The sequence below is a fragment of the Rothia sp. HMSC065G12 genome (genome assembly GCF_001811455.1).
Classification (GTDB): Bacteria; Actinomycetota; Actinomycetes; order Actinomycetales; family Micrococcaceae; genus Rothia; species Rothia dentocariosa.
In genome coordinates, this window is sequence record NZ_KV804815.1 from 817,738 (window position 1) to 842,488 (window position 24,751).

Genomic DNA, 24,751 nt, shown 5'->3' on the forward strand with positions numbered 1-24,751 from the left:
AGTGATGAAGCTGCTAGTCAGCGTTCTCTACGCGAACATCGGTGCCACCTTCTTCATTGGGTGCAGAGTACTGCAAGAACTTTGGGCGGCTCGGAGACTGAAGCTGCACCGCCGAGGCCTTGGTTCGCTGCTTCGACAAATCCAAATTGAAGAGGTAACTAACGGTCTCTTCGCGAATAGCGTCAAGCATAGCCTGGTACATACTGTAGCCCTCACGCTGGTATTCCACTAGGGGGTCGCGCTGTGCCATCGCACGTAGTCCGATACCTTCTTTCAGGTAGTCCATCTCGTACAGATGTTCAGGCCAGCGTTCTCCAATAGTCGAGAGCATTACACGACGCTCAATCTCACGCATAGAATCTTCGCCTACAGATTCTTCGCGTTCATCGTAGACAAGATGCGCATCTGCAAGAATCTCTTTGACTATCTGGTCGCGAGTAATCTGGGTTCGATCCCCGGCATCTTCCGCCAGGTCGTCGGCGGTAATACTGACGGGATATATACTCTCAAGAGCCTCCCACAGGTCGTCAAGATCCCAATCTTCTGCGTGCCCTTCGCTGACACGTTCGTCAATGGCGGTCGTCAAGACCTCGTCCACGAAACCAGAGATCTGTTCCTTGAGATCGTCGCCGTGCAGAATCAGAGAACGGTCCTTATAGATGGCTTCACGCTGGCGGTTAAGAACATCATCGTATTTCAGCACGTTCTTACGCTGTTCTGCGTTACGTGACTCAACGTTTGACTGCGCAGTCGCGATAGCGCGTGTCACCAACTTCGAATCTAGAGAAGAATCTTCCGGAGCCATCGCCATGAGGCGGGTTGCAGCGCCGGTATTAAACAGACGCATAAGCTCGTCGGTGAGTGAAAGGTAGAACCGGGACTCGCCGGGGTCACCCTGACGACCAGAACGACCACGCAGCTGGTTATCGATGCGGCGCGACTCATGGCGTTCGGTGCCTAGCACATAAAGACCACCAAGTTCCGTTACCTCATCGTGCTCGGCCGCTGCTTCTTCCTCGCACTGTTCCAGAATGTCGGGCCAGCGTTTCTCATATGCTTCAGAATCGCGGTTCGGGTCAAGACCCAATTCAGCCATCTTGGCGACAGCCTCGAATTCTGGGTTACCACCAAGCATAATATCGGTACCACGACCTGCCATGTTGGTAGCCACCGTTACGGCACCCTTGCGCCCTGCCTGAGCCACGATGTGAGCCTCACGCTCATTGTTCTTGGCGTTCAATACCTCATGGCGCACGCCTTCTTTTGCAAGTTGACGCGAGAGGTACTCCGACTTCTCAACGCTCGTCGTACCCACCAGAATAGGCTGTCCCTTTTCATGGCGTTTTTTAATATCCTTAACAACGGCTTTGAACTTGGCTACCTCATTACGGTACACCTTATCCGGGTTGTCAATACGCTGCACATCCTTATTCGTAGGAATAGCAACAACACCCAGCTCGTAGGTGCTCATAAATTCAGAAGCCTCAGTCTCCGCAGTACCGGTCATGCCGGAAAGCTTATCGTACATGCGGAAATAGTTCTGCAAGGTTACGGTTGCCATCGTCTGGTTTTCAGGCTTAATTTCGACGCCTTCTTTAGCCTCAATAGCCTGATGGATACCATCGTTATAGCGGCGTCCAGGAAGAATACGACCAGTGTGCTCATCCACAATCAAGACTTCACCGTCGATCACCACATAGTCTTTATTATTGGTAAACAGCTCTTTCGCTTTGATGGAGTTATTCAAGAAACCTATAAGCGGAGTATTCCTGGATTCGTACAGGTTCTTAATGCCCAAATGGTCTTCAACTTTATCGATGCCAGATTCGAGAATACCGACGGTGCGTTTTTTCTCGTCTACCTCGTAATCTTCATCTTCTTTAAGAACGTTTTTTGCGATGCGCGCGAATTCACCGTACCAACGGTTCGCTTCACCTGCAGCTGGTCCCGAGATAATAAGGGGGGTACGCGCCTCGTCAATCAAGATCGAATCGACCTCATCAATAATGGCAAAGTTATGCCCGCGCTGTACCTGCTCGTCAACGGTCCATGCCATATTGTCACGCAGGTAATCGAAGCCAAACTCGTTATTCGTACCGTAGGTAATATCGGCTTCATACTGTTTACGGCGTTGGTCCGGGTCCATCGACGAGAGAATCACGCCAGATTCCATACCAAGGAACCGGTAGACACGACCCATCAGATTCGCCTGATATTCGGCAAGGTAATCATTCACCGTCACCACGTGCACGCCTTTGCCACTGAGTGCATTTAGGTATGCGGGCAGAGTTGCGACAAGGGTTTTACCCTCGCCGGTTTTCATCTCAGCGATATTTCCCAAATGCAGGGCAGCTCCGCCCATAACCTGAACCTTGTAGTGACGTTTTCCAAGGGTACGCTTAGATGCTTCCCGGACGACAGCGAAGGCTTCAGGGAGCATAATATCCAGGGACTCGCCATCCTCAATTCGGGCACGAAACTTATCGGTCTCGCCGCGGAGCTCGGCATCGGTCATAGACGCGAAACTATCCTCAAGCGAATCGACCGCCGCGCTATACGCTTCTAACTGTCGAAGAATTTTTTTATCGCCAGTGCGGAGGATTTTCTCTAAGAAAGATGCCACTGAGCTTCTACTCCTTGTTGTCTTCGTCCCCTCATGAGGGCGACACAAAATGCGCCCATGGCTTGAGGCTTTCCTAACTATTGTAGGGCAGAGGTATCCATCTGACAGTCACAGTCCACATTTTTACGCTCTGCGCGGGTAGAAATAATAATTATTTTCCTCACAGGAATATAGCAGAACCCGAAATACTCGCTCGAAAGAAAGCGTTTCGGGTTCTAAATCTAAATGAGTATTAATAATGAGGAATGTCGTCTACTCTTCGGTGAGAGTGATAATACCGTAGCTCCATCCTTTACGGCGATATGCGGCTGCCGGTGCTCCTGTTTCTTTGTCAATATAAAGGTAGAAGTCATGACCAACGAGCTCCATACGATCCACGGCTTCTGCCGGAGTCAGCTTTTCACCTACAAAACTCTTGTGACGAATCTCAATTGGTGAAGCTGCTTCATCGACGAGGGTAACTTCGCTATTGTCGAAGGCTGCTTCTTCAACAGGAACATCGGGTAACAAAATTTCCGTAATCGTCTCGGTAACCGTAGGAAGCGATCCTGTAGCATCTGCGACAGAAACAGGATGCTTACCACCATGTTTGCGTAGCTTACGACGATCACGTGCTCGACGCAGGCGTTCCAGGAGCTTTCCATACGTCTCATCAAAGACCGCAAATTTATCATGTCCTTGGGCTTCTGCACGAAGCACCGGTCCACGTCCAACAACGGTAATCTCAACACGAATTGACTCGCCACCAAGATGGCCATCTTTAGTAACTTTAACGTCGATATCGCTCACGTTGTCGCCAAGCTGCTCGAACTTTTCGACCTTCTCTTCGACATATTCACGAAGACGATCCGAAATCTTGATATTACGTCCGTAGATGTTGACTTCCACGATATTTCCCTCCAAAGTGTGGGGGTTATGCACCGTACTCGGTTGAGTTCGATACCGGAAACCCGTCCTTGAGGTTCCTTGTCATTATTTTATTACATTCTTATGGTGCATGTCACCGGAAATGACAATTATTTTCGTAGTACGAACACTGTGTATCAAAGCGCAGAATAGCCTTAATCCGGGTGTATCATAGGGCTTCCTCGTCCAAATTTTTCTGCATCGACACGGCGGCTACACAGGCTGTTCCCAGAACTCTCGCGCCACCCTGGCGCAAGACTCGTGATGCTTCAAACACGGTGGCACCGGTAGTCATCACATCATCGCACACAATGCACAGTGCCCCAGCTACATTTGCTCTGGGTGACACCCGCATCGCTCCCTCCATACGCTGGGCTCGCGCGCTAGCTCCGAGCGTTTTCTGTCCTGCTGTATTCGGTCTTATTAAACGCTGGTATATGTTTTCTTTTTCTAAACTCAAGATATGATGTGTCTTCACCCGCACTTTACGTCTGTGCAGAGCTACAGAACGATTGAGCTCGTGTTCTACCTGTCGCACAAGCAACTCAGCCGGTACGTAACCACGACGCTGCACGCTACGTTGTGATGAAGGGACGGGTATCAATAAGATGCGCGTTCCTGCGGGAACCTGCGCACGGTCAATAATCGTTGCCACGGCCCTGCCCAATGCGCGCGCTAGTTCGGGAACCGCATCAGTGCGGCCCGCATTCTTCATGGAAAGGATCACATGCGCGAGTGTTTTCTCATAGATACCTGCTGCAACCGCTCCCGGTACGGGGTGCTGCAGCACAGGGGTGTGCACGGCAGAGGTTTGTTTTCTCAGTGAAGTCTCGCACCGAGTACATAAAGCCCGACGAGTGCCAGCAGCATCTAAAAGCGCTGTACCGCCTACACCGCATCCGACACATGTTGCCGGAAAGAACAGCTCCCACGCCGCGTAAAGAGCCTTTTTACCTCTCATTCGAGGTGTCTTACCCATGCTCTTTTACCCTGCGTACGTAATCTCACTCAGCGGACCGCTTATGGGTTTCCAGCCGCGCTCTTCCAGAAGATAGCACTCTCCCGTATCAACGTGCCCAATAATATGACCGCTGTCCCCTGCTGCAGACATAGAGCGCAGTCCCTCCAACCGGTCCAGTTTTGTCTCCTCGCTATTGAGAGAGGTTAGTTCTGCTTCCCCTGTGGTTGTATTGACGACGGCAAGGGTCTGTTCTCCCGCCCAATCTACACAATGGGGAGATACAGAGGCGTTAACCCGCACTAATTCGGTAAAACTACGCGGTTTACCGCTCTCATCACGTATAATCCCCGAGATAATCAGCATCGACGTATCATCTCGGGAGGCGATGAATGCACCACGTGTACCATCCCGCGAAATTTTAAGAGAGTTAAAAACAAGGCCATTTCGCCAGGGCACAGAGATATTAAGACCTTTTTCTCTTTCCTCAACGCTATCGGATGCAGGGTTAAAGGCGCGCACCGTTCCACTATGATCGGTAGCCCATACCCATCCATAATGGTCAATGCTGGGGCGAGATAGGTCGCGTGTTTCCCAAACTTTTGAGGAATTTGTATCACGCACTGTATAAAGCTTTTTACGCCCCTCACTTAAGTAAGCGTAGGTAGTGCCGTCATATCCGATAGTTGGTGCCGAAGGATCCTTGATTTTTTCCACTAGCGTGCGCTGCGAATCCCCAGCATCAAAATCACGCTGTGTTACTAAACGGTCCTCATTAAGCGCCACAACTTTGGTATTAGGCTGCGTTACCAAAGATATTTCATGAAATCCTTCGGGCTTATCTGATGATAAAATTTCGTGGCCGTTATAGCAGAAAACTACAGTCTCAATACCCGTAAAATTGCTGGCAAGATGCACAATCTGCTGGCGTAAACGTGCTAATTGAAGTTCATCTGTAGATTCGCCTCCAAAATCAACCTTTATCGTATGCTTTTCAGCGTCAAAGTTAGCACCATTAACTTTCATGGACTCATAAGTCGCTGAGAAGACAGATTCCTTGAGGTAATTTGCTGGTCCCATGATTAGGGTTTGAGCCAGCGTTTTAAAAATTTCATCGCTACGTGCGAACCAGCGTAAATCTGGCACCGCGTAGGTATAGCTAGGATCGTAGTAATACAGACGGTAGGATTTGAAAGAACGGTCAAATTCACTGCCGTCTATCCACAACCCGTTGGGGCAGTTACGTATGCGCCACTCACCGCCCTCCTGAATCATCTCGAACGTTTCCGGAGTTGGTGCAGGAGCGTTGATAAAGGAAGTAACTAAACCTCGCTCATCCACACGAGCAGTTTGCTTAATCGAAACCTTATAAATATTATCCTCGCCACGGGTAATACGCGCGGTCTCAGAATATATACGGGTCTGAACCTCTGGAACCCATTGTTGAGCAAACTCTGTCGTTAAGTACTGGCGAGCCACTCCGTAATCATCGGAGCTATCAACACCAGCACGCAGAAAGCCTTCAATAATGCCTTCCGGAGTTCCGCCAACCTGAGGACTCATAGCATGGATTGCAGACTTTCTATCGTCTGCATTATCCAAAGACTCTGAATACTTTTGAATACCCTTGGGATCTGGCAATCCAGAGCATGCCTGCATCAATAAAGCAATACTTCCGACTCCACCCAGAAGCATCGTGCGGCGTGAAAGAGTGGGCAGGGTCTCTGACAGCGTCTGTTTGTGCGAAGAGTTTTGAAATATTCTGCGCATTATACCTGTCCTTCAGACGCATCATCTTGAGTTTCATGACGGGTTTTACGCAATGATGTCGAAAGAGTATCGCCCGCAAGAGCGCTGTGAGCATATGCCTCTGGCTCAGGTTCTCCGGTAATCAAGACCGGGGAAGGACCGAGCTCTCCCCCCTGAACAAGCGGCAAGTTCATCGTGAAGCAAGCACCTTTTCCTTTCATGCCCCAAGCCTCAATACGCCCGCCATGCAAACGTACATCCTCGGCGGTAATAGACAAGCCCAATCCGGTACCCCCTAGAGTGCGTTTGCGTGAGGTATCTGCACGCCAGAAACGGTTGAAGACCTGTGCTGCTTCCTCCTCACTCAAGCCGATGCCATGATCGCGCACCGCCACACCCAAGTTTGTTGCATTGGTAGCGATGTAAATATCGACGGGCTTGGATTCACCGTGCTCAATAGCATTAAAGAGGAGATTACGCAAAACACGTTCAATGCGAACCCTATCGATATCAATATCAATATGCGCCTGCTCAGAATGCACAATAAGCCTGGTTCCGGTACGTTCCAGATGCGGGATAACCTCGACCAAAACATCATTAAGAACACTCATAAAGTCTTCAGCGTCGATGTTCAAAACGGCGCTGCCTGCATCAAAGCGCGAAATTTCCAGAAGGTCAGAAAGCAAGGCTTGGAAGCGATCCACCTGGTTATGCATAAGCTCCACACTGCGCGACTGCACAGGGTTGAGGGTGTCACGCGAGTCATAAAGGAGTTCGCTGCTCAGACGTACCGTCGACAACGGTGTACGCAGCTCATGCGACACGTCCGAGACGAATCGCTGCTGCAGAGTCGATAGTCTCTCCAGCTGTGTAATCTGTTCCTGCAGGCTATCCGCCATTTTGTTAAAGGAAATTCCTAATCGCGCAGCCTGATGTTTACCACGAATGTTAACGCGGCGGTTTAGGTCACCGGCAGCAAGTTTCTCTGCTGTAATAGCGGTCGAAGTGATCGGGCGTACCACTAAGCGAGTGACAAACCACACAATTGAAAGTACTAGAATCAGCAACACTGTGAATCCGGTACTTAACACAACATTGATATACATAATGGTCGATTCAGACTCGCTTAAGTCGTACACCATAAACAGCCCATAATTGGGGTTCTGAGGAATGGATACACTCGTTCCAATAATCAAGGCCGGGTAAGGCTCACCATTGGATTTTCCAGGTTCTGAAAGCGTTGTTTTCTCCCAAAAAACACCGGGAGAATCCCGCACAGTATCTTTAAAATCTGTAGGTATTACTGAGGCATCTAGAGGCGCGTTATCGCTACTCTGCTCAGGAATAAACCCCTTCTTCGATTGCTGATCCAAGGACACTAAAACCCAGCGCCTCTGAGTATCGCCGCCAGCGTCAAGAACCGTGAGGTTGTGTTTAACAGTACGTCGAACTTCGCTGTCTTCACGCGCACTAATAGGATCCAACACTCTCTGTACAGTCTCAAATCCCTTACTAGTTTCTTCTAACGCTTGGTTCTTTTTATTCTCAAAAAGCGATGTTGCAATCTGGTTAGACAGCGAGGTTCCTACCGCAATAAAAGCAATAAGCATCATGATGCCCGCGCTGGTCACGGACCGAAATTGCAGAGAATGAACCCACAACCGGTGAATTGCACGGAATGGGTTGAGGGTTCGCTTTTTCCGGGGCTTAGACTTAGCGTCCAAGTCCCGACTATCGGAGGCTCCAGAGGTTGCGTCAGGTGTGGGCATAGGCAAAGTTACTTTCCAGATATGAAGATGCGCATAGCGGACTGAAATATCACGTTAGGCGGCACCTCCAACGTTCTCTAGGGGTACTTTATATCCGACGCCGCGCACCGTTTGGATAACCTGTTCGGCACCAATATCCGTGAACTTCGCGCGAAGACGCTGCACGTGAACGTTTACCAGAGAATCGCTCACATCGCTGTAGCCCCAGACAGTTTCTAACAGCTCTTGACGGCTCATGGCCTGCCCCGGACGGCGAACCAAAGCTGCAAGAAGGTCAAATTCCAAAGGCGTCATAGGCACTTCAGCACCTTTATATTTGAGGGTTCGGCCATCCATATCCATGATGGTATCTCCCACCCGCACCACCAACTGGCGGCTCTCACGCGGGCGCAAACGAGCACGGATACGGGCCATAAGCTCAAGATGTTTGAAGGGCTTTGCGATGTAATCGTCAGCGCCAGCTTCCAGCCCTTTTACCACATCTTCAGTATCGCTTTTAGCAGTCAGCATGATGATAGGCACATTAGATGACGAACGGATCTGCTCACAGACTTCGATACCGCTCTTCCCCGGAAGCATGAGGTCCAGCAATACCAAATCTGGTGAATGCCGCATAAACGTCTCAAAGGCGCGAGAACCGTTTTCGCAAAAAACTGCGTTATATCCTTCCTGTGCCAGGACAATGCCGATCATTTCTGCAAGAGCGTCATCATCATCAACGACCAGGACGGTCGAGGTGGTGGTGGTCATGGCGTCTCTCCTCTATATTATTCGGTGATTATAGTAATTATCCTAAGCCCTCAGCCACCATTTCTGCGACTATTCGCGCATACTCTGTGGTTCTCGCCATCTGAAGTGTGGCCTCATGCGGGTTTATATGTGTAGTATTTGCACGATGTGTTAGCCCAACCGAACGTATCTCGGCTCTCTGCAGTCCAACATCATTCCACAGTCTCCACAATCTCTGTGCTTGCTGCGGTATAGCATCCGATTCTACGATGGGCAGCCAAAGCCTTGCTCCGGATTCTAGTACGGCCGCCGCTATTTCCCAGCGATGCGGGTCGCTAAGAGGCTGTGCCTGAACGAGGTTCTGGTTTACCTCGTCCGGGTCAAAAAGCAGTTCGGCAGGATTATCTGCCGTTGAAAACGCACGGGCTATAGCGCAAGCATCTGCCATAGAGCTGAGGTTCGACGTGCGATCATCAGGATACGTCAAGGGAACCTTGGTGAGGTTCAGCATAGGCGTTATGGTAAGTTCGGCAAAAGTATTGGCGCAGATACGGTAACTTTCGTAGATTTCGCTAACCGGTACCGCTGGGATAGTGCGAAAACCACTCACCGTAGGGATAGTACCCGAAATAATGCGCCCAAGTTCCGGCTCGTCCAGTTGTACCGTAAGACGGGCTTCGGGCTGGTTGAGGGCTTGACGGATAAGAGAGATGCTCTCCCCTAGCCCTTCTAGAAAGGCATCCCGTATATCGCGTGCCGCCCCCGCATCACTGATGGCACGCTCGCCATTAGGCGCATAGACCCGCGCAGCAAGGGTGTATGGTCCGCACAGCTGAATTTTGAAACTGGGCGCAGCGTCCTCAGGCGCTGAAACTCCAGAAGACTCACCGCCTACGACATCGGCGAGTGCGTTAATATCTGAGACATAACGGGATCGCGCACGCGCACTTTCGCGGGTACCGCCGCCTCTAGCGTGAACTAATCGCCATCCATAGGACGCGCCTTCAAGTTCCATTCCAGAGAGTGTGGCAATGGTGCGAGCAAGAGTAGTGCTCTGCCAGCCACGCTCTGGAAGCTCCGGTAAGAATGGAAGATGCGGATGCCCCAACTCACCGCGCACACGATGCAGGGCATCTATTATCTGCGTGCCGGGGAATTCGCCTAGTCCGCTGGCTCGTACCGCAACAGTATCGCGCTCAGCAAGCTCGGTAGCGAACTCACGTTCGGGTGCACGATAATCACCCGGTAGCAGCAGGCGCTCGGGCACATACTGTTTTCGGGTGTTTTCGTCCGCAAATCTGGTAGAGAACGAGGTCATCAAATCTACGCTAGCATCTAATCCGTCTGACGGTCGAGAGAATCATCGTTTTGAGCCAGCTCGTCCTTATGCTCGTGCGCTATTTTTTCGTGGTGTCGAATAACCTCGGAAATAATGAAGTTCAAAAATTTCTCCGCAAATTCGGGATCGAGACTAGACTCTTTCGCCATAGCCCTCAGACGAGCTATCTGGGCTTCTTCTCTTCCTGGATCACCCGCAGGCAGGTTATGCTGTGCTTTAAGAACCCCAACGCGCTGGGTGGCTCGAAAACGCTCCGCAAGAATATGAACCAACGCGGCGTCGAAATTATCAATAGAGCGCCGCATCGCGAAGAGTTCTTCGTAAACCTCGGCGGAAACTTCGTCTCCCATGGAGGTGGCACGCGGATCAAATTCTTGCTGGGTCATTATAGGTCCTTAGGGGTACGAGCATTACACGGCTGCGTTTTCACGAAGATCATCAAGGTCTTCACGAGCGAGTGAGTAAGCACGGGCTATAGTGGACTGTCCTAAAACTCGTGTGCCCTGGTAAAGCACCATAGTTTGCCCGGGTGCTACGCCAAAGAGCCCATCGTGTAGACGCACCACGGTCTCTACACGAAGTTTTCCGGAGGTTTCGGCATCGGTATCTTCTGCCCATTCAAGATGCGCGGTACCGCGCACCGGGTCTGCATGTGCACGCACTTGGGCGGTAACATCAAAGGTCTCGCTACGCGCGCCGAGTTTTGGTTCCTGAGCAAGAAAATGTTCTGCTTCCGGAACGGGAATTCCAGCCCAGGTGGCCCGAATTCCGCGGATTTCATCGATAGAAAGCAACTCACGAGAACCGACAATAACTTCATTCGTTTTTGGTCGGATTTCTAGAACAAAGCGGGGCTTCCCATCAGGCGCCGGAGTTCCTAAGGCTAGTCCCTTACGCTGCCCAACCGTAAATCCTTGAGCACCAGGGTGTTCCCCCACCACATTGCCGGAGGTATCTTTAATCGTGCCGGGGCGCATTTGAATGTGCTCGCCTAGCCAGGCACGGGTATTACCCTCGGGAATAAAGCAAATATCGTAAGAGTCCGGTTTCTTGGCAACCGAAAAACCACGCCGTTCGGCCTCCGCGCGAACCTCCGCCTTCGAAGGCGTGGTTGCTAGAGGAAACCAGGCGTGTTTGAGCTGTTCGTGGGTAAGGACGCCCAACACATAGGACTGATCTTTTGCCCAGTCGGCGGCTCGATGCAGTTCTCGGTTACCGTCGTCATTGGTGATAACGCGGGCGTAATGACCGGTGACTACCGCATCAAACCCTAGGGAGACGGCACGTTCCAAAAGCGCAGCAAATTTGATTTTCTCGTTACAGCGCATGCAGGGGTTGGGGGTTCGTCCCGCTTCGTATTCGGCGATAAAGTCATCGACCACATCTTCCTTGAAACGCTCCGAGAAGTCCCACACGAAGAAGGGGATGCCCAACTGGGCGCATACGCGGCGCGCATCCATAGAATCTTCAAGGGTGCAGCACCCACGAGAACCGGTGCGGAGCGTTCCGGGCATACGAGAAAGCGCCAAATGCACACCAACCACCTCATGCCCCGCCTCAACGGCACGGGCGGCAGCAACAGCTGAATCGACGCCGCCACTCATAGCAGCCAAAATCTTCACAGAGTTTCCTTATAAACGTTGGGTACAGTTTCGTGGTGAGAATAAATATGAGGTTCTATTGTACGCTTCTTATTGCATGTGCGCAGGTTCGCCGCAATTATCCGCCGTACCAGCGTTGAGCGTCAGGCAGATGTGAGGAAAGACCCGCTTTTGCCGCCTGTGCATAGGCTTCGGGCAGGGCCGCGAGCAACCGAGCAATGTCTTCGCCGGTGCTGGAATGCCCAAGAGTAAATCGTTGCGCACTGCGGGCGGTGTCTTCGTCCAGACCCATGGCAAGAAGCACATGGGATGGTCTTGTTACTCCCGCGTTACAGGCCGAACCGGTTGAGGTTTGAATCCCCTGCATGTCGAGCAGAAAGAGGATGGTGTCTCCTTCTGCGCCTTCAAAAGTAAAGTGAGCATTCGCAGGCAGCCTTTTTTCACCAGGAAAGGCCTCGGTTGTTGGGTCGATGCCGCTCAGGTGAGCTTGTGGAATAACCGCCTGTACCGCCGCTATTAGCTCATTGCGAAGTGCTGCAATACGGATGGATTCTTCTTCAAGATGCTCAATCGCATGCGCGGCGGCCTCGGCAAATCCCGCGATCGCGGGGGCATCTATAGTGCCGGAACGCACAGAACGCTCTTGCCCACCCCCGTGCAAAACCGGGGTGAGCTGCGCTGCTCGTGTGGCGATAAGCGCGCCGATGCCCATGGGACCGCCAATTTTATGCCCGGAAATCGCCATCGTATCAACCCCGCTGTTACGGAAGTTAACGGGCACCGCGCCGAAAGCCTGCACCGCATCCGTATGCATGGGAATACCGTATTCAGAGGCTATGGCGGCAATATCTTGAATGGGCTGTACAGTGCCAACTTCATTATTTGCCCACATAACGGTAACTAACGCAACATCCGCAGGGTTTTGGGCTATCAGTTCCCGCACGCTTTCGGGGTCTACCAGCCCCTGCGAATCCACTGGAATCCAGTCGATAACCGCGCTCTCGGTCTTCTGCAGCCATTCACAGGTTTCTTCCACCGCATGATGCTCAATACTTGATACTAGGATACGCCGTCGCACCGGGTCTGCTTCCCTGCGTTTCCAGTACATCCCCTTAACCGCAAGGTTGTCTGCCTCTGTTCCTCCAGAAGTAAAAATAACCTCGGCGGCATCGCATCCTACAGCTCGGGCGATACGTTCGCGGGCATATTCAACGGTGGCACGGGCATCGCGTCCGGTAGCGTGCAGCGAGGAGGGGTTACCGCCCGCACGCATCTGCTGTACCATTGCGTCTATAGCAGCTGGCAGGACATCGGTAGTCGCTGCGTGATCTAGGTAGACCCGGTTCACTATTTCCTCCTCTGGCGTATTGCCCTTATTCTATCGTTGTTCCTCGAACTTTCGGGAGGAATTCGTCATAAATGCGCCGCAGGCTAAACCTGCGAAGAGTCACGTTCGGTGGAAACATGCGCGGTACACTGGGGTACGTGTTCAAGATTCTTTTCTATACCCCCGAAATTCCGGGGAATACGGGTAACGCCATTCGTCTGGCCGCAGTAACCGGGGCTGAACTTCACCTCGTCGAGCCTCTAGGATTCAATTTTGAAGATGCGCATCTGCGCCGTGCCGGGCTGGATTATCACGATCTTGCGGTCGTAACGGTTCATAAGACCCTGCAGGATGCTTGGAAAGCCATGATGCCTGCGCGTGTTTTCGCCTTTACCACCACGGCAGAAACCTCGTATGCAGATCTTGAATATCGTGATGGCGATGTGCTTATGTTTGGTCCGGAGTCCGTGGGCTTACCAGCCGATGTACAGCAGGATGAGCATATTACAGAACGCGTAAAAATCCCCATGATTCCTGGGCGCCGCTCTCTTAATCTAGCGAACTCCGCGTCCATCGCAATTTTTGAGGCATGGCGCCAACGCGGATTCACGGGAGGAAAGATTTAGTTGTATGTGTGCCAACCGCCAGGTTCCTCTGCTTTTTGAGGATATAGACTCCGATCCGATGAACGCCGAGTACACGTCACGCGGCTGGGAACCCGTATATTCGGCGAGCGCCCGATCACGCATTATTCTGGTGGGCCAGGCACCCGGGCGTATTGCACAAGAGACTCGTATTCCATGGAATGATGTGAGTGGTCGGTTACTTCGTACATGGTTGGGCGTAAGCGATGATGAGTTTTATAACCCAGAGCTGTTTGCCCTGATGCCGATGGATTTTTATTATCCGGGAAAAGGTAAGCACGGTGATTTACCACCGCGTAAGGATTTTGCGCCGCGTTGGCATCCGCAGCTGCGCGCCATGATGCCGCATGCACAATTAACCATTTTGGTAGGCGCTTATGCGCAAAAGTACTATCTTGATGGAGTTTCTGCTCCGCGGCTTCGCAGCAGCCTTACGGAAACGGTGGCACACGCAGAGGATTATCTGCCGGGTTTTGTGCCTCTGGTGCACCCTTCTCCGCTCAATATTGGCTGGCGCAAGCGTAATCCCTGGTTTGAGGCCGAGAATATACCCGATCTGCGTGAGCGGGTACGTAAAATCTTGGGTACATAGTCTAATCTTGTGAAAGCGTCCTGAAAACCTAGTCTAGGTTTTCAGGACGCTGACCTGTTAGAAACTAGGCGTTGCGGCGCCTCTTAATTTCTTCAACAGCCTGCGGGATGACAGTGAAAAGATCCCCAATGACGCCGAAGTCGGCAATCTCGAATATGGGCGCGTCCGCGTCCTTGTTGATGGCGACAATAGTCTTTGAAGTATCCATGCCGACCTTCTGTTGAAGAGCCCCCGAAATACCCACGGAAACGTATAGTTCGGGAGAAACGCTCTTGCCGGTTTGCCCAATCTGAGTAGAGTGATCCAGCCATCCTGCGTCTGTGACGGCGCGGGTCGAACCGATCGCGGCGCCGAGCGCATCCGCCAGATCCTCAATGGGGGCTAACTTGCCGCCGATACCGCGGCCAGCAGCTACAACAATAGCTGCTTCTTCAAGGTTGGGGCGAGCAGATGTAGGCTTCTCGGTCACCTCGGTGATGCGCACCGTCTCGTACTCGGGCAGAGTATAGGTGGTGAGTACGCCCTCCCCCATCGCAGCGGGCGCCTCCGCCGTATCTACCGAGTTGGGGCGTAGGGTTACCAACGGCAGACCTTCAACCCGCACGGTGCTGTCGTACTCCCCCGCCAAAACGTTCTTACGAATATTGAGCGCATCATCCACGTCATGAGCGCCCGTCACAACGCCTACGGGACGAGATCCCGCCTCGGAATTCCCGAGGCGCACGGCCACGCGCCCCAGAAGCTCAATCGAGTCAATATCATGCGGGGCAAGAACCACATCAGGACCAAACTCAGTAATAGCCTGTACGGCGAGTTCCACGCGGGCAGCAGGCAAAGTATCTGTCATGGATTGCGCTGGGGCAAAGACACGTGCCGCGCCCTGTTTAGCGTAAAACTGCGCAATATCAGCGGAGCCTTGGGCGAACGTCATTACTCCCAGTTGAGTTCCGCCCTGTCCAACACCAGCTCGCAGTCGTGCCAACGCTAAAAGTTCTCGGTCCACACTGCTAGGTTCGGTCGCAAAGTTCGTTGTGCCGCCTATAACCAGCACACGGTATGCAGTCGTCATCGTTATCTCCTGTACTGGTTAAATGAGGTTTCGGGATGCCAAGAATTCGACCAGCTGTATGCCGCCGTCGCCTTCATCCACGATGGTTTCACCTGCGGTGCGTTCTTCCCGCGCCTGCGCTTCGGTCACGGTAACGGTCGATGCGTTGCCGCCGAACTTAGCAAGCTCATCCGCAATATCCGCTGTGTTCACGGTCGTAATAGGCTTCTTTTTTGCTGCCATCAGCGCCTTAAAGTTGGGGTATCGCGGAGTGTTCACCTGGTCGGTCACAGAAATCAAAGCGGGCAATTCAGTTTCACAATGCTGCGAGCGAGTATCCAGATCCCGGCGTGCCCTAACAGTTCGGCCCGCAACGGTCAGCGACGCTACTTGAGAGATTCCGGTGCGCCCCAAAAGTTCGCTCACCTGAACGGGCACCAACGAAGTCTCACCTTCGGTTGATGCCATACCCGTCAGAATCAGGTCGAAGGTGCCGTGTTCCTGCTCATAGGTGGAGAGTGCAGCGGCTATGATGCGTGAGGTCGCCAGAGCATCAGCCCCTGCGAAAGCATCGTCGAGAATGTGTACGCCTTCGTGTGCACCCAGCTGCAGCGCACGGCGCAGCCCCTTAGAGGCATCTGCTGCGCCTAACGTAAAGGCGATAACTGCAGAATTCTCCGCATCGGTATCTTCCGCTTCGACAATCTGCATGGCGGATTCTACAGCGTATTCGTCAAGCTCACTCATCACCGATTCGCTGCGGTCTACCCGCAAAGTATCGTCAAGTTTTTGTTCAAATTGGGTGTCTGGCACGTACTTGGTAAGTACGGCGATGCGATATGCGTTTTCGCTCACGCTCATCCTCCTGCGCCTCATGTGTGTGCGGCGCGTCTGTGGGGTTTAGTTAGGTTTGGCTATATTCTACCTTGCCGTGAAATCTTCAGTCAGGGAAACCCGGATATGAGAGCGGTATATTCCTGAACACAGCAGACAAAGGAGAGGCGGCGTTTCTTCATGTGAAACGCCGCCTCGGGCAGTTTTATAGCTCTGTTAATGCTGATTATCGGCGTCGCCGAGCGTCACCTTGATGTTCTTTGTCTCTGACCCCCGTTTAATCTTCATATCCACTGTGGCACCTGCTGCTTGTGCACGCACCACGCCGTTGAGGGTCTTACTCTGTTCGATGCGGTGGCCATCCGCCTCGACGATAACATCTCCCTTCTGCAGACCAGCCTTTTCTGCAGGGCTTCCGCTAGAGATATTGGTGACCCGCACACCATCCGGGAAGAACCGAGATTCTCCCTCGTTGGTCTGCCCAGGGGCGCTTTCAATATTCGCGCCTAGGTACCCATGGGTTGCTTTGCCTTTGCTAATAATTTCGTCAGAAATACGCTTAGCGTAGTTCGAGGGAATGGCGTACGCGATGCCCTCATTGCCGCCGCCTTCAGACTCGATCTGAGAGTTGATGCCCACGAGCGCCCCGCTAGAGTTCACCAAAGGACCACCCGAGTTACCGTGGTTCACTGGCGCATCGGTCTGAATCATGGGAATGTATACACCGTCTTTTTCTGCTTCTGCGGCACGGTCGGTGTTAGAGATAACGCCCGCAGTCACGGTATCCTGCAGGTTATGTGGCGAACCAAGCGCCACCACGGTTTCGCCAGGAACAACTTTCGAGGAGTCGCCAAAGGTAATGGGTTTAAGGTCTAGCCCACTGGGGTCAATCTTAATGACCGCAAGATCCGAGGTTACATCGGTACCCACGATCTTTGCCACACGAATACTTCCGTCATGCAAACGCACCTCGACTCTAGAGGACTGCTGAGTACCGTTTGTAGAGACTACGTGATTATTGGTGAGAATATGTCCCTGGTTATCGAGAACTTCACCTGTACCAACGCCGTTGCCGTCGGTCAGCTTTGATCCTACAGTGACGGTCGAAGGAAGCACCTTCTTAGCTGTATCGGTTACGACTGTGGGATTTGTTGCGCTGCCTCCAGCATTTCTGCCGGTGACGGATGAACTATTGCTGCTTGTAGATGCGGCAATACCGCCTCCAACACCAGCACCTACGCCGCCACCCACAAGGGCTGCAAGCAGAGCAGCGGTAAGTACGACACCGGTTCCATATTTCTTCTTGGGTTCTTGCTGAGGATTCTTCCCCTCCCCGGAGTACTGGTTCTGATATCCATTCTGGGGGTTCTGGGAACTCTGTTGATACCCGGAAGTTTGGTAATTTTGCTGGTAGCCCTGCTGTTGATAACCCGTATTCTGGTAGTCCTGTTGAGCATAGGATCCGGGTGCAGACTGCTGCATCGGACGGGTTGCATCATTATAACCGTTAGCGCCAGAATCTTGGTTCCAGCCACCAGGGTATTGGGTCATTGTGGTCTCTCCTTGAGGGGCTCTCAATAAATCTTAGGTGATATCTAAATAACCATATTGGCGACAGCGCCAACAGGCACGCGTCTTTTTCTACTGTAAACGCAGTTCTTGTTTTATACCTCCGTTTTCTCTGAGGTTGCACCCGGAATTTCCTGGGAGTTTGCTGAGAACCCTCAAATTCCGGGGTAACTCCACAAACATATTTCAAGAGGTACAGCCTTCCAGAGTCAATTTCACAGCCTACGCTTAAAGACGGGCTCTAAGGTTTAACGAGATCGCATCAAGAAAGGAACAGACATGCTGACAGCACTCATTATTTGTACCGTGCTGGCCGTTATTCTTGGCTTAGGTACCGGTCTGGTAGCGGGCTGTGCAGGCATAGTGCATCGTCGTTTGGCACGTGCTCAGTCTTGTTCTTCTGCGTTTGAGCAGCAACTTAGCTCGGCGACCAGCTTATAAAAATCACGAAGATCTTAGTATTACACGCACCAACGACGAAAGCTCGTAATACAAGCTAAGAAGTGCCGTCTACTAAGTGGGGTAACGTCACCTTTTCTTAAGCTTCGTAGAGTCTCTAACAACTCGTGGTGCAGCTGAGTCATATCGCAAGGTGATATTTCTTCAGAAAAATTCCCTTAAGCCGGTCTAAAACAGGGTATGTTTATTGGTATGACTATTCATCGCCGAAACACTGTCTCCCAAAATTTTTATGGTGCCACATCTAGACCCCATTTACCTCAAAGACCTCTGCCCCGTACTGTGGTTGCCCTCATGCTGTCTTTCGTATGCGCATTAGCAGGTATCGGCGCTAGTTTCATTGCTTACCCGACGGCGGCCCACGCTCAAGCACCTTTCGAGGTCACGCTAAATCCACAAACCCCTATTATTGACCGGGACGGAACTCTTAATGCCCTATCGGATGGGCTTGAAGACGAGCTCACCGAAGGTTTGAGTAACAGCAATACCCGTCACTCGATAGAAGCCTATATGGTGTTGGTCTCCGGGACCAATGGCAAACCGCTCAAGGAGTGGGGGCAAGAATTCCTGAGTCTCAACCATGCTCGCCCACGCACAGTAGTTTTGCTTATCGATACGTCTAAGAACCAAGGTACTATTATCAGCAATGACCAGAGTTTTATGAGCGATGCATGGGCACATGCCCTGTACGTTAAAGACAATTCGGGCTCCCAAAACAGCAGTATCAAGCGTGTTATCGCTGATCATGGTCTTTACGGTACCGCCGGGCGCATGTTCACTGATATCTTTATCAGGGATCATGACTACTCCACGAGTAATGACGGCAATATCCCCCAGGGACTAAGCGATATTTCCGAAACCGATGGCTGGTTCGAAAATTTTCTTGTTGCCGCAGGCGTGTTGGTTTTTATCCTGTTTATTCTGCTTGGAATTCCTGTCCTCATCATCCGCATCGTACGTAAAAACCGTCGAAAAACGGCAGAATTACAAAAATGGCAGAACGACCTGCCGCTCCGCGATCCTTCGCAGGTACAAGTTCCTCAGCAGTATCAAATGCCGAATCGTCCCGGGCACCATATGGTGACGGATACGGAATATATGAAGAACCGCGGCTACGATCTGAATTAGCCAATATTATTCATCCAATGAGTACCGCATCGTGAACAAAAGCGGTAATCCTGGAGTAAACAGTCGACGATCGTATCCTGAGAATTAGTCCGGAATTTCTTCAGATATGTACGCTCTGTGATGACTACCGCTCATGACAGGTTGGTGACCGGTAAGATGGAAGTACGTGTGGGTTTATTCCTCCCACGCCGTGGATAATCACCGCGCGGCATATGCGAAAGAATGGGAGTCTTCCTTTGAGTAATATCACGAATGCTGACCGTCCGTTTGGTTCTCGGCGCATCCGACGTGCCCTCAGCGTAGGTGCTTTAGCTTTTGGCACCACTATGCTTTCCGTCGCGCTACCGGTGGCGGGCTCTTCGTTCTTGACGCCCGGTATCAGTACCGCGCAAGCCCAAACTCCCATGACTATCACAGGTAGAGTACAAGACACGACCAATGTCTTGGGCGATACCTCAGAACTTAACTCTAAAATCAGCGAACTCTCTAAAAACCACAATATTGATCTGCATGTGCTGACTATTGATAAATTTGAGAGCCCCGAAGAGGCTAAGGCGTGGACTGAAGAGACAGCAAAAAAGAACAGCTACGGTAATGCGGACGCCATTCTTGTCATAGCGACAGAAAGCCGACGTGCTTACTTCGCCGCTGGGAGTAATAAGGCACTCAGTTCTGATCAGCAGTCGGAGGTGTACCAAAAATACATCAAGCCAAAGCTGCAAAGCGGGGATTACAAAGGTGCAGCTCTTGAGGCGGTCAACGGTATTAATGCTCAAAAAGGGGGCATTAGCCCCGCTGTTGCTATAGGGGGCGGCGCCCTAGGCGTAGCGGGTGTAGCGGGCGCTGGGTACTACATTATGAAACGCCGTCGCTCCAAAAACGAGACGGGAAGTACGCCTGCATACTCAACATCTAAAGTACCTGAAGTTTCGTTGGAGGAACTGCGCACCCGTGCCGGTGCCGCACTTGTTCAGGCAGATAATTCTATGGTGCAGTCGAAGCAGGAACTTGAATTTGCCCGCGCCCAATACGGTAATGAACACGTCAAGCCTTTTGAAGAGGAACTAACGCGCGCCCAAGAGCTCATGCAGGCATCATTCCACCGTCAGAAACTTCTCAATGATGATGTTCCGGACACCGTTGCGGAACAGCGCGCTTGGTTGAGCGAAATTATCGATAATTCTCAGGAGATTTCTGATATTTCCCGAGATCAGGCGCAGAAGCTCTCTGAAATGCGCAATCTTGAGCACGAAGCTCCCCAGGCTATTGCTAGGCTCCAGGGGCGTATACCGGAACTTCAGCAGATAGTCGAAACCGCGCAGCATACATACGCGCGACTCAAAGACCAGTACTTGCCGAGTGCGTTGGAACCGGTCAGTAAATCTGCAGCTCTGCTGGATTCACACCAACGCCTGGTGACTCAGGAGCTTCAGGAGGCATCTCGTCTAGTGGATGTTTCCCGGTCCGAAGCTGTTGTACACCTGCGCAACGCCGAAGAATCTGCGGCGCAGATTACCTCGCTGGCAGAAGCAGTCAGCAATCATGCATCAGCCTTAGAATCTGCACAATCCAGTCTTAGTACCGACATTTTGAGTATTCAACGTGACGTGGCTGAGGCTAAGAGCCTTGCGGAGTCTCAGAACCGCGCCGAACTCGCCGCGACGGCAGCCGGTATGGAGGCTATTCTTGGGCAGGTTTCACAACAGGCACAAGAACGTCCGAATGATCCTATTGCCCTCACGGAACAACTGCATCAGCTCACAAGCGAGCTGAATCGTTCCATGTCATCGCTTCGCGCCGACCGTGAGCGTGAGCAGGCGGCTAAAGAAAGTCTGTCTCGTACCTTACGTTCTGCAGAGGCTCAGGTGCGCAGCGCATCGGACTTCATTAACAACCGTCGGCGCGGTGTCGGTTCACAAGCTCGTACCTATCTGTCTGAGGCGCAAACCGCGCTGAACGATGCACACCGTTTGCGGGAGTCCGACCCGGTAAATTCGCTCAATAGGGCATATGAGGCTATTTCTTTGGCGAGCGATGCGCAGAACTCCGCAAATCAGGATGTCAACAACTACTGGGATGATAACCGTTATGGTCAAAGCTACGGCGGCGATTCCCTAGCGCAAGGCATGCTCTTAGGTGCTATTTTTAGCGCGATGGGCTCACACTCTGCTTCAGCATCCACCGGTCATCACTGGGGCGGCGGTGACTCCGGTGGAGGCTGGGACTTCGGAGGCGGTGGCGGCGACTTCGGCGGTGGAGACGGCGGCAGCTTCTAACGTTCAAGAATATAAGCACCAGAAACGTGTTAGGGCTCTCGTTAACCTCATGTTCTTGTACCCGTCACCTTATAGGCGATATTTTCCCAGTAATTTTTCAGGCTGACCCACGATAATAAGAAAAGTTGCGGCGCTGTACGTGCGAATAAGCTCCTTCCCGGTGCCGCGTGAAAGAAAAGGAAATAACATGGTAAAACAGTCCATTTTCGGTCGTATCGCACAGCTAGCAAAGGCTAATATTAACGCCCTCATTGATGCGGCAGAAGACCCGCAGAAAATGTTAGATCAGATGGTTCGTGACTATACAAATAACATTGTAGAAGCAGAAGCAGCTGTGGCTCAGACTATTGGTAACCTGCGTCTTCTGGAGCAGGATCATGCCGAAGACCTGCGCGACGCCGATGAGTGGGGTTCTAAGGCTCTGGCTGCCTCCAATAAAGCCGATGAGTTCCGTGCTGCAGGCGACACCGCTAACGCGGATAAGTTCGATAATCTCGCAAAGATTGCTCTGGGCAAGCAGATGCAGGCTGAACGTGAGGCAAAGGCCGCAGAACCGCAGATCGCATCGCAGACCCAGGTGGTTGAGCAGCTCAAGGACGGCCTTACCAAAATGCGTGCAAAGCTGGATGAGCTCAAGTCCAAGCGTGATGAGCTTAACGCTCGCCAGAAGACTGCCGCTGCTCAGTCTCAGGTGAATGATGCACTCAAGGCATTCGATGTTATGGACCCCACGAGCGAGGTCTCACGCTTTGAAGAGAAGGTTCGCCGCGAAGAGGCTCGCGTGCAGGGTCAGCAGGAACTTGCAGCTTCCTCCCTGGACGCTCAGTTCAATGACCTTGAAGAGCTTGGTCGTCAGTCTGAACTTGATGCGCGTCTTGCGGCTCTCAAGAACAAGAACGCATAGTCTTAGCCTGATCGGCTGTTAGATTACGCAGATGCTCCCCAACCTTAGGTTGGGGAGCATCTGCATTTTATGTTCTGCGCTGAAAACCTGATTCTAAAGCTTAGAGGCACGGTACAGGAACGCCGCCATAGCCTCACGTGAGGTAGCTTCACCAGGTCGGAAAGTACCGTCAGGCCAACCAGTAGTAATACCCTGATCTGCCATCCATGAGATTTCCTTATAGAACATGGTAGAGGGGTTTACATCAGCAAACTGCTGTGCACCCGGTGCATACGCGGGAGAACCGTTGAAACGGTAGAAAAACGCCGCCAGTGCCTCACGGCTGATAGCATCATGTGGACGGAAGGTACCGTCAGACCATCCGGTCGTAATTCTCTGCTGTTTAAGCCACACGATTTCCTTATATGCCGGGTGGTTCGGCGTAACATCTGGGAACGGAGAAGTCGCGGGAAGCTCCACGGCAGGGCTACCCGCAAGACGGTAGAGATATGTTGCCACCTGGGCGCGATTTACAGCGCTGTACGGACGGAAAGTACGATCGGCAAAACCGGTCATAATGCGGCGATCCGAGTTCCAACTAATCTCTGTGTAGAACGGATTCGTGGTCGGAAGGTCGCTATACCCTGCGCCAAAACGGTGACCGCCTGTATCGAGGGATTGCGCCATGATGAGCGGCAGGTCATAATCTTGGTGGCTAAAACCTGGGATCAGTTTCATCTGGGTATTGGTAAAGCCGCTGTTGCGGTACGCAGTGTAGCCCTGTTCAACAGCACCTCGGGCGCTCCATGTTGGAGGGTTCGTTGTACCAGAAGTATCGGCGGCACCAACCCACCAGTACATAGGCTGGTTCTTAATGTTCTGCGGTGCCTCGGTCTGCATGCGCTCATAACCGCCGCCCGCAACGAGGATAGAACCGCCGCCAGAACGCCAAGTGCCCTGACGATCCGCATTCAGTTCATAGGTGATAAACTCGGCGCCTCCGGAATAACCCATCGTCCACACCTGCGAGGGGTCGATGCCGTTACTCGAAATAAATTGCTGCGCAAAGGAGCGGAAATAGTCACCGTTGGCGTCAAGGTTTTCCCACCAGGTAATGCCGTTACCGGATGCATTTTTATCTGGAGACACGACGGGTACAAAAACCATGTTGCGGGCATTTGCGATACGGCCCATAGCGGGGAGCATGCCCTGCTCAGGGCTGTGAATCTTAGACTGGTCGTTACGCCAATAGTCGCCGTCAATGTAGAAGACTACGCCCACGGGTTTTGACCAGTCAATACCGTTTGCATACACGTGGTACTGAGAGTTAAGGCCGTTCGGGGCGGTGTAGCTGCGGTATGTGCCGGATGCGACGGTTGCATGGGCGGGTGCAGTAAGGGTAGCGCCCACAATAGCGGGTACGGTGAGTGCGGCCAGGGTTCCGGCACGCATCTTTCTGATGCGGGTCATAGATAGTCCTCGGTTCTCGATTTTCTTGTCGCTATGTGCTGAATAAGGTGCGCTGAATTCAGCCGCTATGTTTGTGTTGTGAGTGATAGACTCCGACAGGACTAATTCCGCCTACGGAGCAGTGATACTCTGCTGGGACTTGAGATTAGTCCCCTCAGATTTGGGAGCTTTACGAAGTCTGCAATAGCGGAGTAAAGCGTTCAATAGAGTTAAATTACCAGTTAAATAATATTAAATAAAAACATAGGTGAAATTTTCGGTATGGTATGCCGATCAAGAGGTTCTTAAGAATTGACGTTTGGCAAGAATATACATGAGAGACAATGTACACCTGCTATCACAGCAGAATCGCACTATATCGCGGTTTGTAGCTTTTTCTAATTCTCAATAGATTTTTAAAGTAAAGGTGTCCTGCTTTTATTCTTATACCATTGCGATAATGGTCACATGGTTATAGAGAATCTACCTCTGGGACGCCCTGAAGGGTTCGCCCAGAAGCTCACGGAAAGATATTTATTCTGTTCGTAAACTTCTGGGTTTTACATGTTGGGCCAGGTCGGGTGCAACCGACCCTCACTATCCCCCACCCCCACATCATCCAAATGCCACCGCTGACCCGTATACACATCCACCTTACGCAACTGCGGATTCGGATTCCCCACATCAGGCTCCTCAGCATGCCCCGGACACCCCTTCGCTCCCGGGTCCTCAGTACAAGTCTTGCCCACCGAATGCACCTCAGACTCCCACACCCGCACCAGCACCGGCTCGCTAATACGGGTGATCTCGGTTCCGAAAAACTGCCACGGCCCGCCATCAATACTGTACTGACCCGCATACGTCACCG

At 52.0% G+C, this 24,751-nt stretch carries 20 protein-coding genes and 1 pseudogene; 6 read left to right on the plus strand and 15 right to left on the minus strand.

The window, feature by feature from the left end; translation table 11 throughout:
• Positions 1-13: 13 nt before the first annotated feature.
• The 10 genes from secA to HMPREF2804_RS08725 all read right to left on the minus strand — a co-directional run bounded on the left by secA (position 14) and on the right by HMPREF2804_RS08725 (position 13,022).
• Positions 14-2,623 (minus strand): preprotein translocase subunit SecA, encoded by a 2,610-nt coding sequence (secA, locus tag HMPREF2804_RS08680; RefSeq protein WP_013397419.1) that lies wholly within the window; start codon positions 2,621-2,623, stop codon positions 14-16.
• Positions 2,624-2,875: 252 nt separating this feature from the next.
• Positions 2,876-3,511 (minus strand): ribosome hibernation-promoting factor, HPF/YfiA family, encoded by a 636-nt coding sequence (raiA, locus tag HMPREF2804_RS08685; protein ID WP_037231053.1) that lies wholly within the window; start codon positions 3,509-3,511, stop codon positions 2,876-2,878.
• 187 nt (positions 3,512-3,698) lie between these two features.
• Positions 3,699-4,331: a ComF family protein gene (locus HMPREF2804_RS08690; RefSeq protein WP_239661918.1), complete on the minus strand. Its 633-nt coding sequence runs from the start codon at positions 4,329-4,331 to the stop codon at positions 3,699-3,701.
• Between the two features lie 183 nt (positions 4,332-4,514).
• Complete coding sequence (locus HMPREF2804_RS08695; RefSeq protein WP_065425178.1) at positions 4,515-6,257, minus strand: LpqB family beta-propeller domain-containing protein; 1,743 nt, start codon at positions 6,255-6,257, stop codon at positions 4,515-4,517.
• The gene (gene mtrB / locus HMPREF2804_RS08700) at positions 6,257-8,005 is read right to left on the minus strand and encodes an MtrAB system histidine kinase MtrB (protein WP_070627947.1); all 1,749 of its coding nucleotides are present in this window, start codon (positions 8,003-8,005) and stop codon (positions 6,257-6,259) included. The genes HMPREF2804_RS08695 and mtrB overlap by 1 nt, the downstream gene beginning before the upstream one ends.
• 54 nt (positions 8,006-8,059) lie before the next feature.
• Positions 8,060-8,755, minus strand: a complete 696-nt coding sequence (gene mtrA, locus HMPREF2804_RS08705; RefSeq protein WP_004005047.1) for an MtrAB system response regulator MtrA — start codon at positions 8,753-8,755, stop codon at positions 8,060-8,062.
• A 37-nt stretch (positions 8,756-8,792) separates the two neighbouring features.
• On the minus strand, positions 8,793-10,052 hold the full coding sequence (locus tag HMPREF2804_RS08710) for a uroporphyrinogen decarboxylase/cobalamine-independent methonine synthase family protein (RefSeq protein ID WP_070627950.1): 1,260 nt from the start codon (positions 10,050-10,052) through the stop codon (positions 8,793-8,795).
• A gap of 17 nt (positions 10,053-10,069) precedes the next feature.
• Positions 10,070-10,459, minus strand: coding sequence for a chorismate mutase (locus tag HMPREF2804_RS08715; RefSeq protein WP_004005049.1), 390 nt, complete (start codon positions 10,457-10,459; stop codon positions 10,070-10,072).
• 24 nt (positions 10,460-10,483) lie between these two features.
• On the minus strand, positions 10,484-11,695 hold the full coding sequence (gene mnmA / locus HMPREF2804_RS08720) for a tRNA 2-thiouridine(34) synthase MnmA (RefSeq protein ID WP_070448580.1): 1,212 nt from the start codon (positions 11,693-11,695) through the stop codon (positions 10,484-10,486).
• A gap of 97 nt (positions 11,696-11,792) precedes the next feature.
• Positions 11,793-13,022, minus strand: coding sequence for a cysteine desulfurase family protein (locus tag HMPREF2804_RS08725; RefSeq protein ID WP_070448581.1), 1,230 nt, complete (start codon positions 13,020-13,022; stop codon positions 11,793-11,795).
• 137 nt (positions 13,023-13,159) lie between these two features.
• Between HMPREF2804_RS08725 and HMPREF2804_RS08730 the strand changes: the two genes are divergently transcribed.
• Together HMPREF2804_RS08730 and HMPREF2804_RS08735 are read left to right on the plus strand one after the other, a co-directional pair.
• Positions 13,160-13,627 (plus strand): tRNA (cytidine(34)-2'-O)-methyltransferase, encoded by a 468-nt coding sequence (locus tag HMPREF2804_RS08730; RefSeq protein WP_070628039.1) that lies wholly within the window; start codon positions 13,160-13,162, stop codon positions 13,625-13,627.
• A 4-nt stretch (positions 13,628-13,631) separates the two neighbouring features.
• Positions 13,632-14,237, plus strand: a complete 606-nt coding sequence (locus HMPREF2804_RS08735) for a uracil-DNA glycosylase family protein (RefSeq protein ID WP_070535919.1) — start codon at positions 13,632-13,634, stop codon at positions 14,235-14,237.
• A gap of 64 nt (positions 14,238-14,301) precedes the next feature.
• Here HMPREF2804_RS08735 and HMPREF2804_RS08740 read toward each other — a convergent pair whose 3' ends face one another.
• The 3 genes from HMPREF2804_RS08740 to HMPREF2804_RS08750 all read right to left on the minus strand — a co-directional run bounded on the left by HMPREF2804_RS08740 (position 14,302) and on the right by HMPREF2804_RS08750 (position 17,670).
• Positions 14,302-15,306 carry an electron transfer flavoprotein subunit alpha/FixB family protein gene (locus tag HMPREF2804_RS08740; RefSeq protein ID WP_070627952.1) on the minus strand — a complete coding sequence of 335 codons (1,005 nt, stop codon included), beginning with the start codon at positions 15,304-15,306 and terminating at the stop codon, positions 14,302-14,304.
• 18 nt (positions 15,307-15,324) lie between these two features.
• On the minus strand, positions 15,325-16,146 hold the full coding sequence (locus tag HMPREF2804_RS08745) for an electron transfer flavoprotein subunit beta/FixA family protein (RefSeq protein ID WP_070627954.1): 822 nt from the start codon (positions 16,144-16,146) through the stop codon (positions 15,325-15,327).
• Positions 16,147-16,335: 189 nt separating this feature from the next.
• The gene (locus HMPREF2804_RS08750; RefSeq protein ID WP_070627956.1) at positions 16,336-17,670 is read right to left on the minus strand and encodes a S1C family serine protease; all 1,335 of its coding nucleotides are present in this window, start codon (positions 17,668-17,670) and stop codon (positions 16,336-16,338) included.
• 297 nt (positions 17,671-17,967) lie between these two features.
• Here HMPREF2804_RS08750 and HMPREF2804_RS11120 point away from each other — a divergent pair, with 297 nt between their 5' ends.
• From HMPREF2804_RS11120 to HMPREF2804_RS08765, 4 genes are all read left to right on the plus strand, one after another.
• On the plus strand, positions 17,968-18,129 hold the full coding sequence (locus tag HMPREF2804_RS11120; protein WP_168160739.1) for a hypothetical protein: 162 nt from the start codon (positions 17,968-17,970) through the stop codon (positions 18,127-18,129).
• 312 nt (positions 18,130-18,441) lie between these two features.
• A complete protein-coding gene (locus HMPREF2804_RS08755) occupies positions 18,442-19,275 on the plus strand; it encodes a hypothetical protein (RefSeq protein ID WP_246824228.1) in 834 nt (277 codons plus the stop codon).
• Between the two features lie 236 nt (positions 19,276-19,511).
• Positions 19,512-21,551, plus strand: coding sequence for a TPM domain-containing protein (locus HMPREF2804_RS08760; RefSeq protein ID WP_070627961.1), 2,040 nt, complete (start codon positions 19,512-19,514; stop codon positions 21,549-21,551).
• 187 nt (positions 21,552-21,738) lie between these two features.
• The gene (locus HMPREF2804_RS08765) at positions 21,739-22,455 is read left to right on the plus strand and encodes a PspA/IM30 family protein (RefSeq protein WP_013397437.1); all 717 of its coding nucleotides are present in this window, start codon (positions 21,739-21,741) and stop codon (positions 22,453-22,455) included.
• A 93-nt stretch (positions 22,456-22,548) separates the two neighbouring features.
• On the opposite strand, the gene HMPREF2804_RS08770 is transcribed toward HMPREF2804_RS08765, so the two are convergent.
• Both HMPREF2804_RS08770 and HMPREF2804_RS08775 read right to left on the minus strand, forming a co-directional pair.
• The gene (locus tag HMPREF2804_RS08770; protein ID WP_048753698.1) at positions 22,549-23,904 is read right to left on the minus strand and encodes an S-layer homology domain-containing protein; all 1,356 of its coding nucleotides are present in this window, start codon (positions 23,902-23,904) and stop codon (positions 22,549-22,551) included.
• A 539-nt stretch (positions 23,905-24,443) separates the two neighbouring features.
• Positions 24,444-24,751: pseudogene (locus HMPREF2804_RS08775) on the minus strand (hypothetical protein); the annotation flags it as partial.

What these genes read in the sequence shown, in the direction of transcription:
- HMPREF2804_RS11120 (WP_168160739.1), top strand. Translation starts at nt 17,968, where the DNA reads ATGCTGACAGCACTCATTATTTGTACCGTGCTGGCCGTTATTCTTGGC.
- HMPREF2804_RS08755 (WP_246824228.1), top strand. Translation starts at nt 18,442, where the DNA reads ATGCTGTCTTTCGTATGCGCATTAGCAGGTATCGGCGCTAGTTTCATT.
- HMPREF2804_RS08740 (WP_070627952.1), bottom strand. Translation starts at nt 15,306, where the DNA reads ATGACGACTGCATACCGTGTGCTGGTTATAGGCGGCACAACGAACTTT.
- HMPREF2804_RS08695 (WP_065425178.1), bottom strand. Translation starts at nt 6,257, where the DNA reads ATGCGCAGAATATTTCAAAACTCTTCGCACAAACAGACGCTGTCAGAG.
- HMPREF2804_RS08765 (WP_013397437.1), top strand. Translation starts at nt 21,739, where the DNA reads ATGGTAAAACAGTCCATTTTCGGTCGTATCGCACAGCTAGCAAAGGCT.
- HMPREF2804_RS08770 (WP_048753698.1), bottom strand. Translation starts at nt 23,904, where the DNA reads ATGACCCGCATCAGAAAGATGCGTGCCGGAACCCTGGCCGCACTCACC.
- HMPREF2804_RS08745 (WP_070627954.1), bottom strand. Translation starts at nt 16,146, where the DNA reads ATGAGCGTGAGCGAAAACGCATATCGCATCGCCGTACTTACCAAGTAC.
- mtrB (WP_070627947.1), bottom strand. Translation starts at nt 8,005, where the DNA reads ATGCCCACACCTGACGCAACCTCTGGAGCCTCCGATAGTCGGGACTTG.
- mtrA (WP_004005047.1), bottom strand. Translation starts at nt 8,755, where the DNA reads ATGACCACCACCACCTCGACCGTCCTGGTCGTTGATGATGATGACGCT.
- HMPREF2804_RS08750 (WP_070627956.1), bottom strand. Translation starts at nt 17,670, where the DNA reads ATGACCCAATACCCTGGTGGCTGGAACCAAGATTCTGGCGCTAACGGT.
- HMPREF2804_RS08715 (WP_004005049.1), bottom strand. Translation starts at nt 10,459, where the DNA reads ATGACCCAGCAAGAATTTGATCCGCGTGCCACCTCCATGGGAGACGAA.
- HMPREF2804_RS08710 (WP_070627950.1), bottom strand. Translation starts at nt 10,052, where the DNA reads ATGACCTCGTTCTCTACCAGATTTGCGGACGAAAACACCCGAAAACAG.
- HMPREF2804_RS08735 (WP_070535919.1), top strand. Translation starts at nt 13,632, where the DNA reads ATGTGTGCCAACCGCCAGGTTCCTCTGCTTTTTGAGGATATAGACTCC.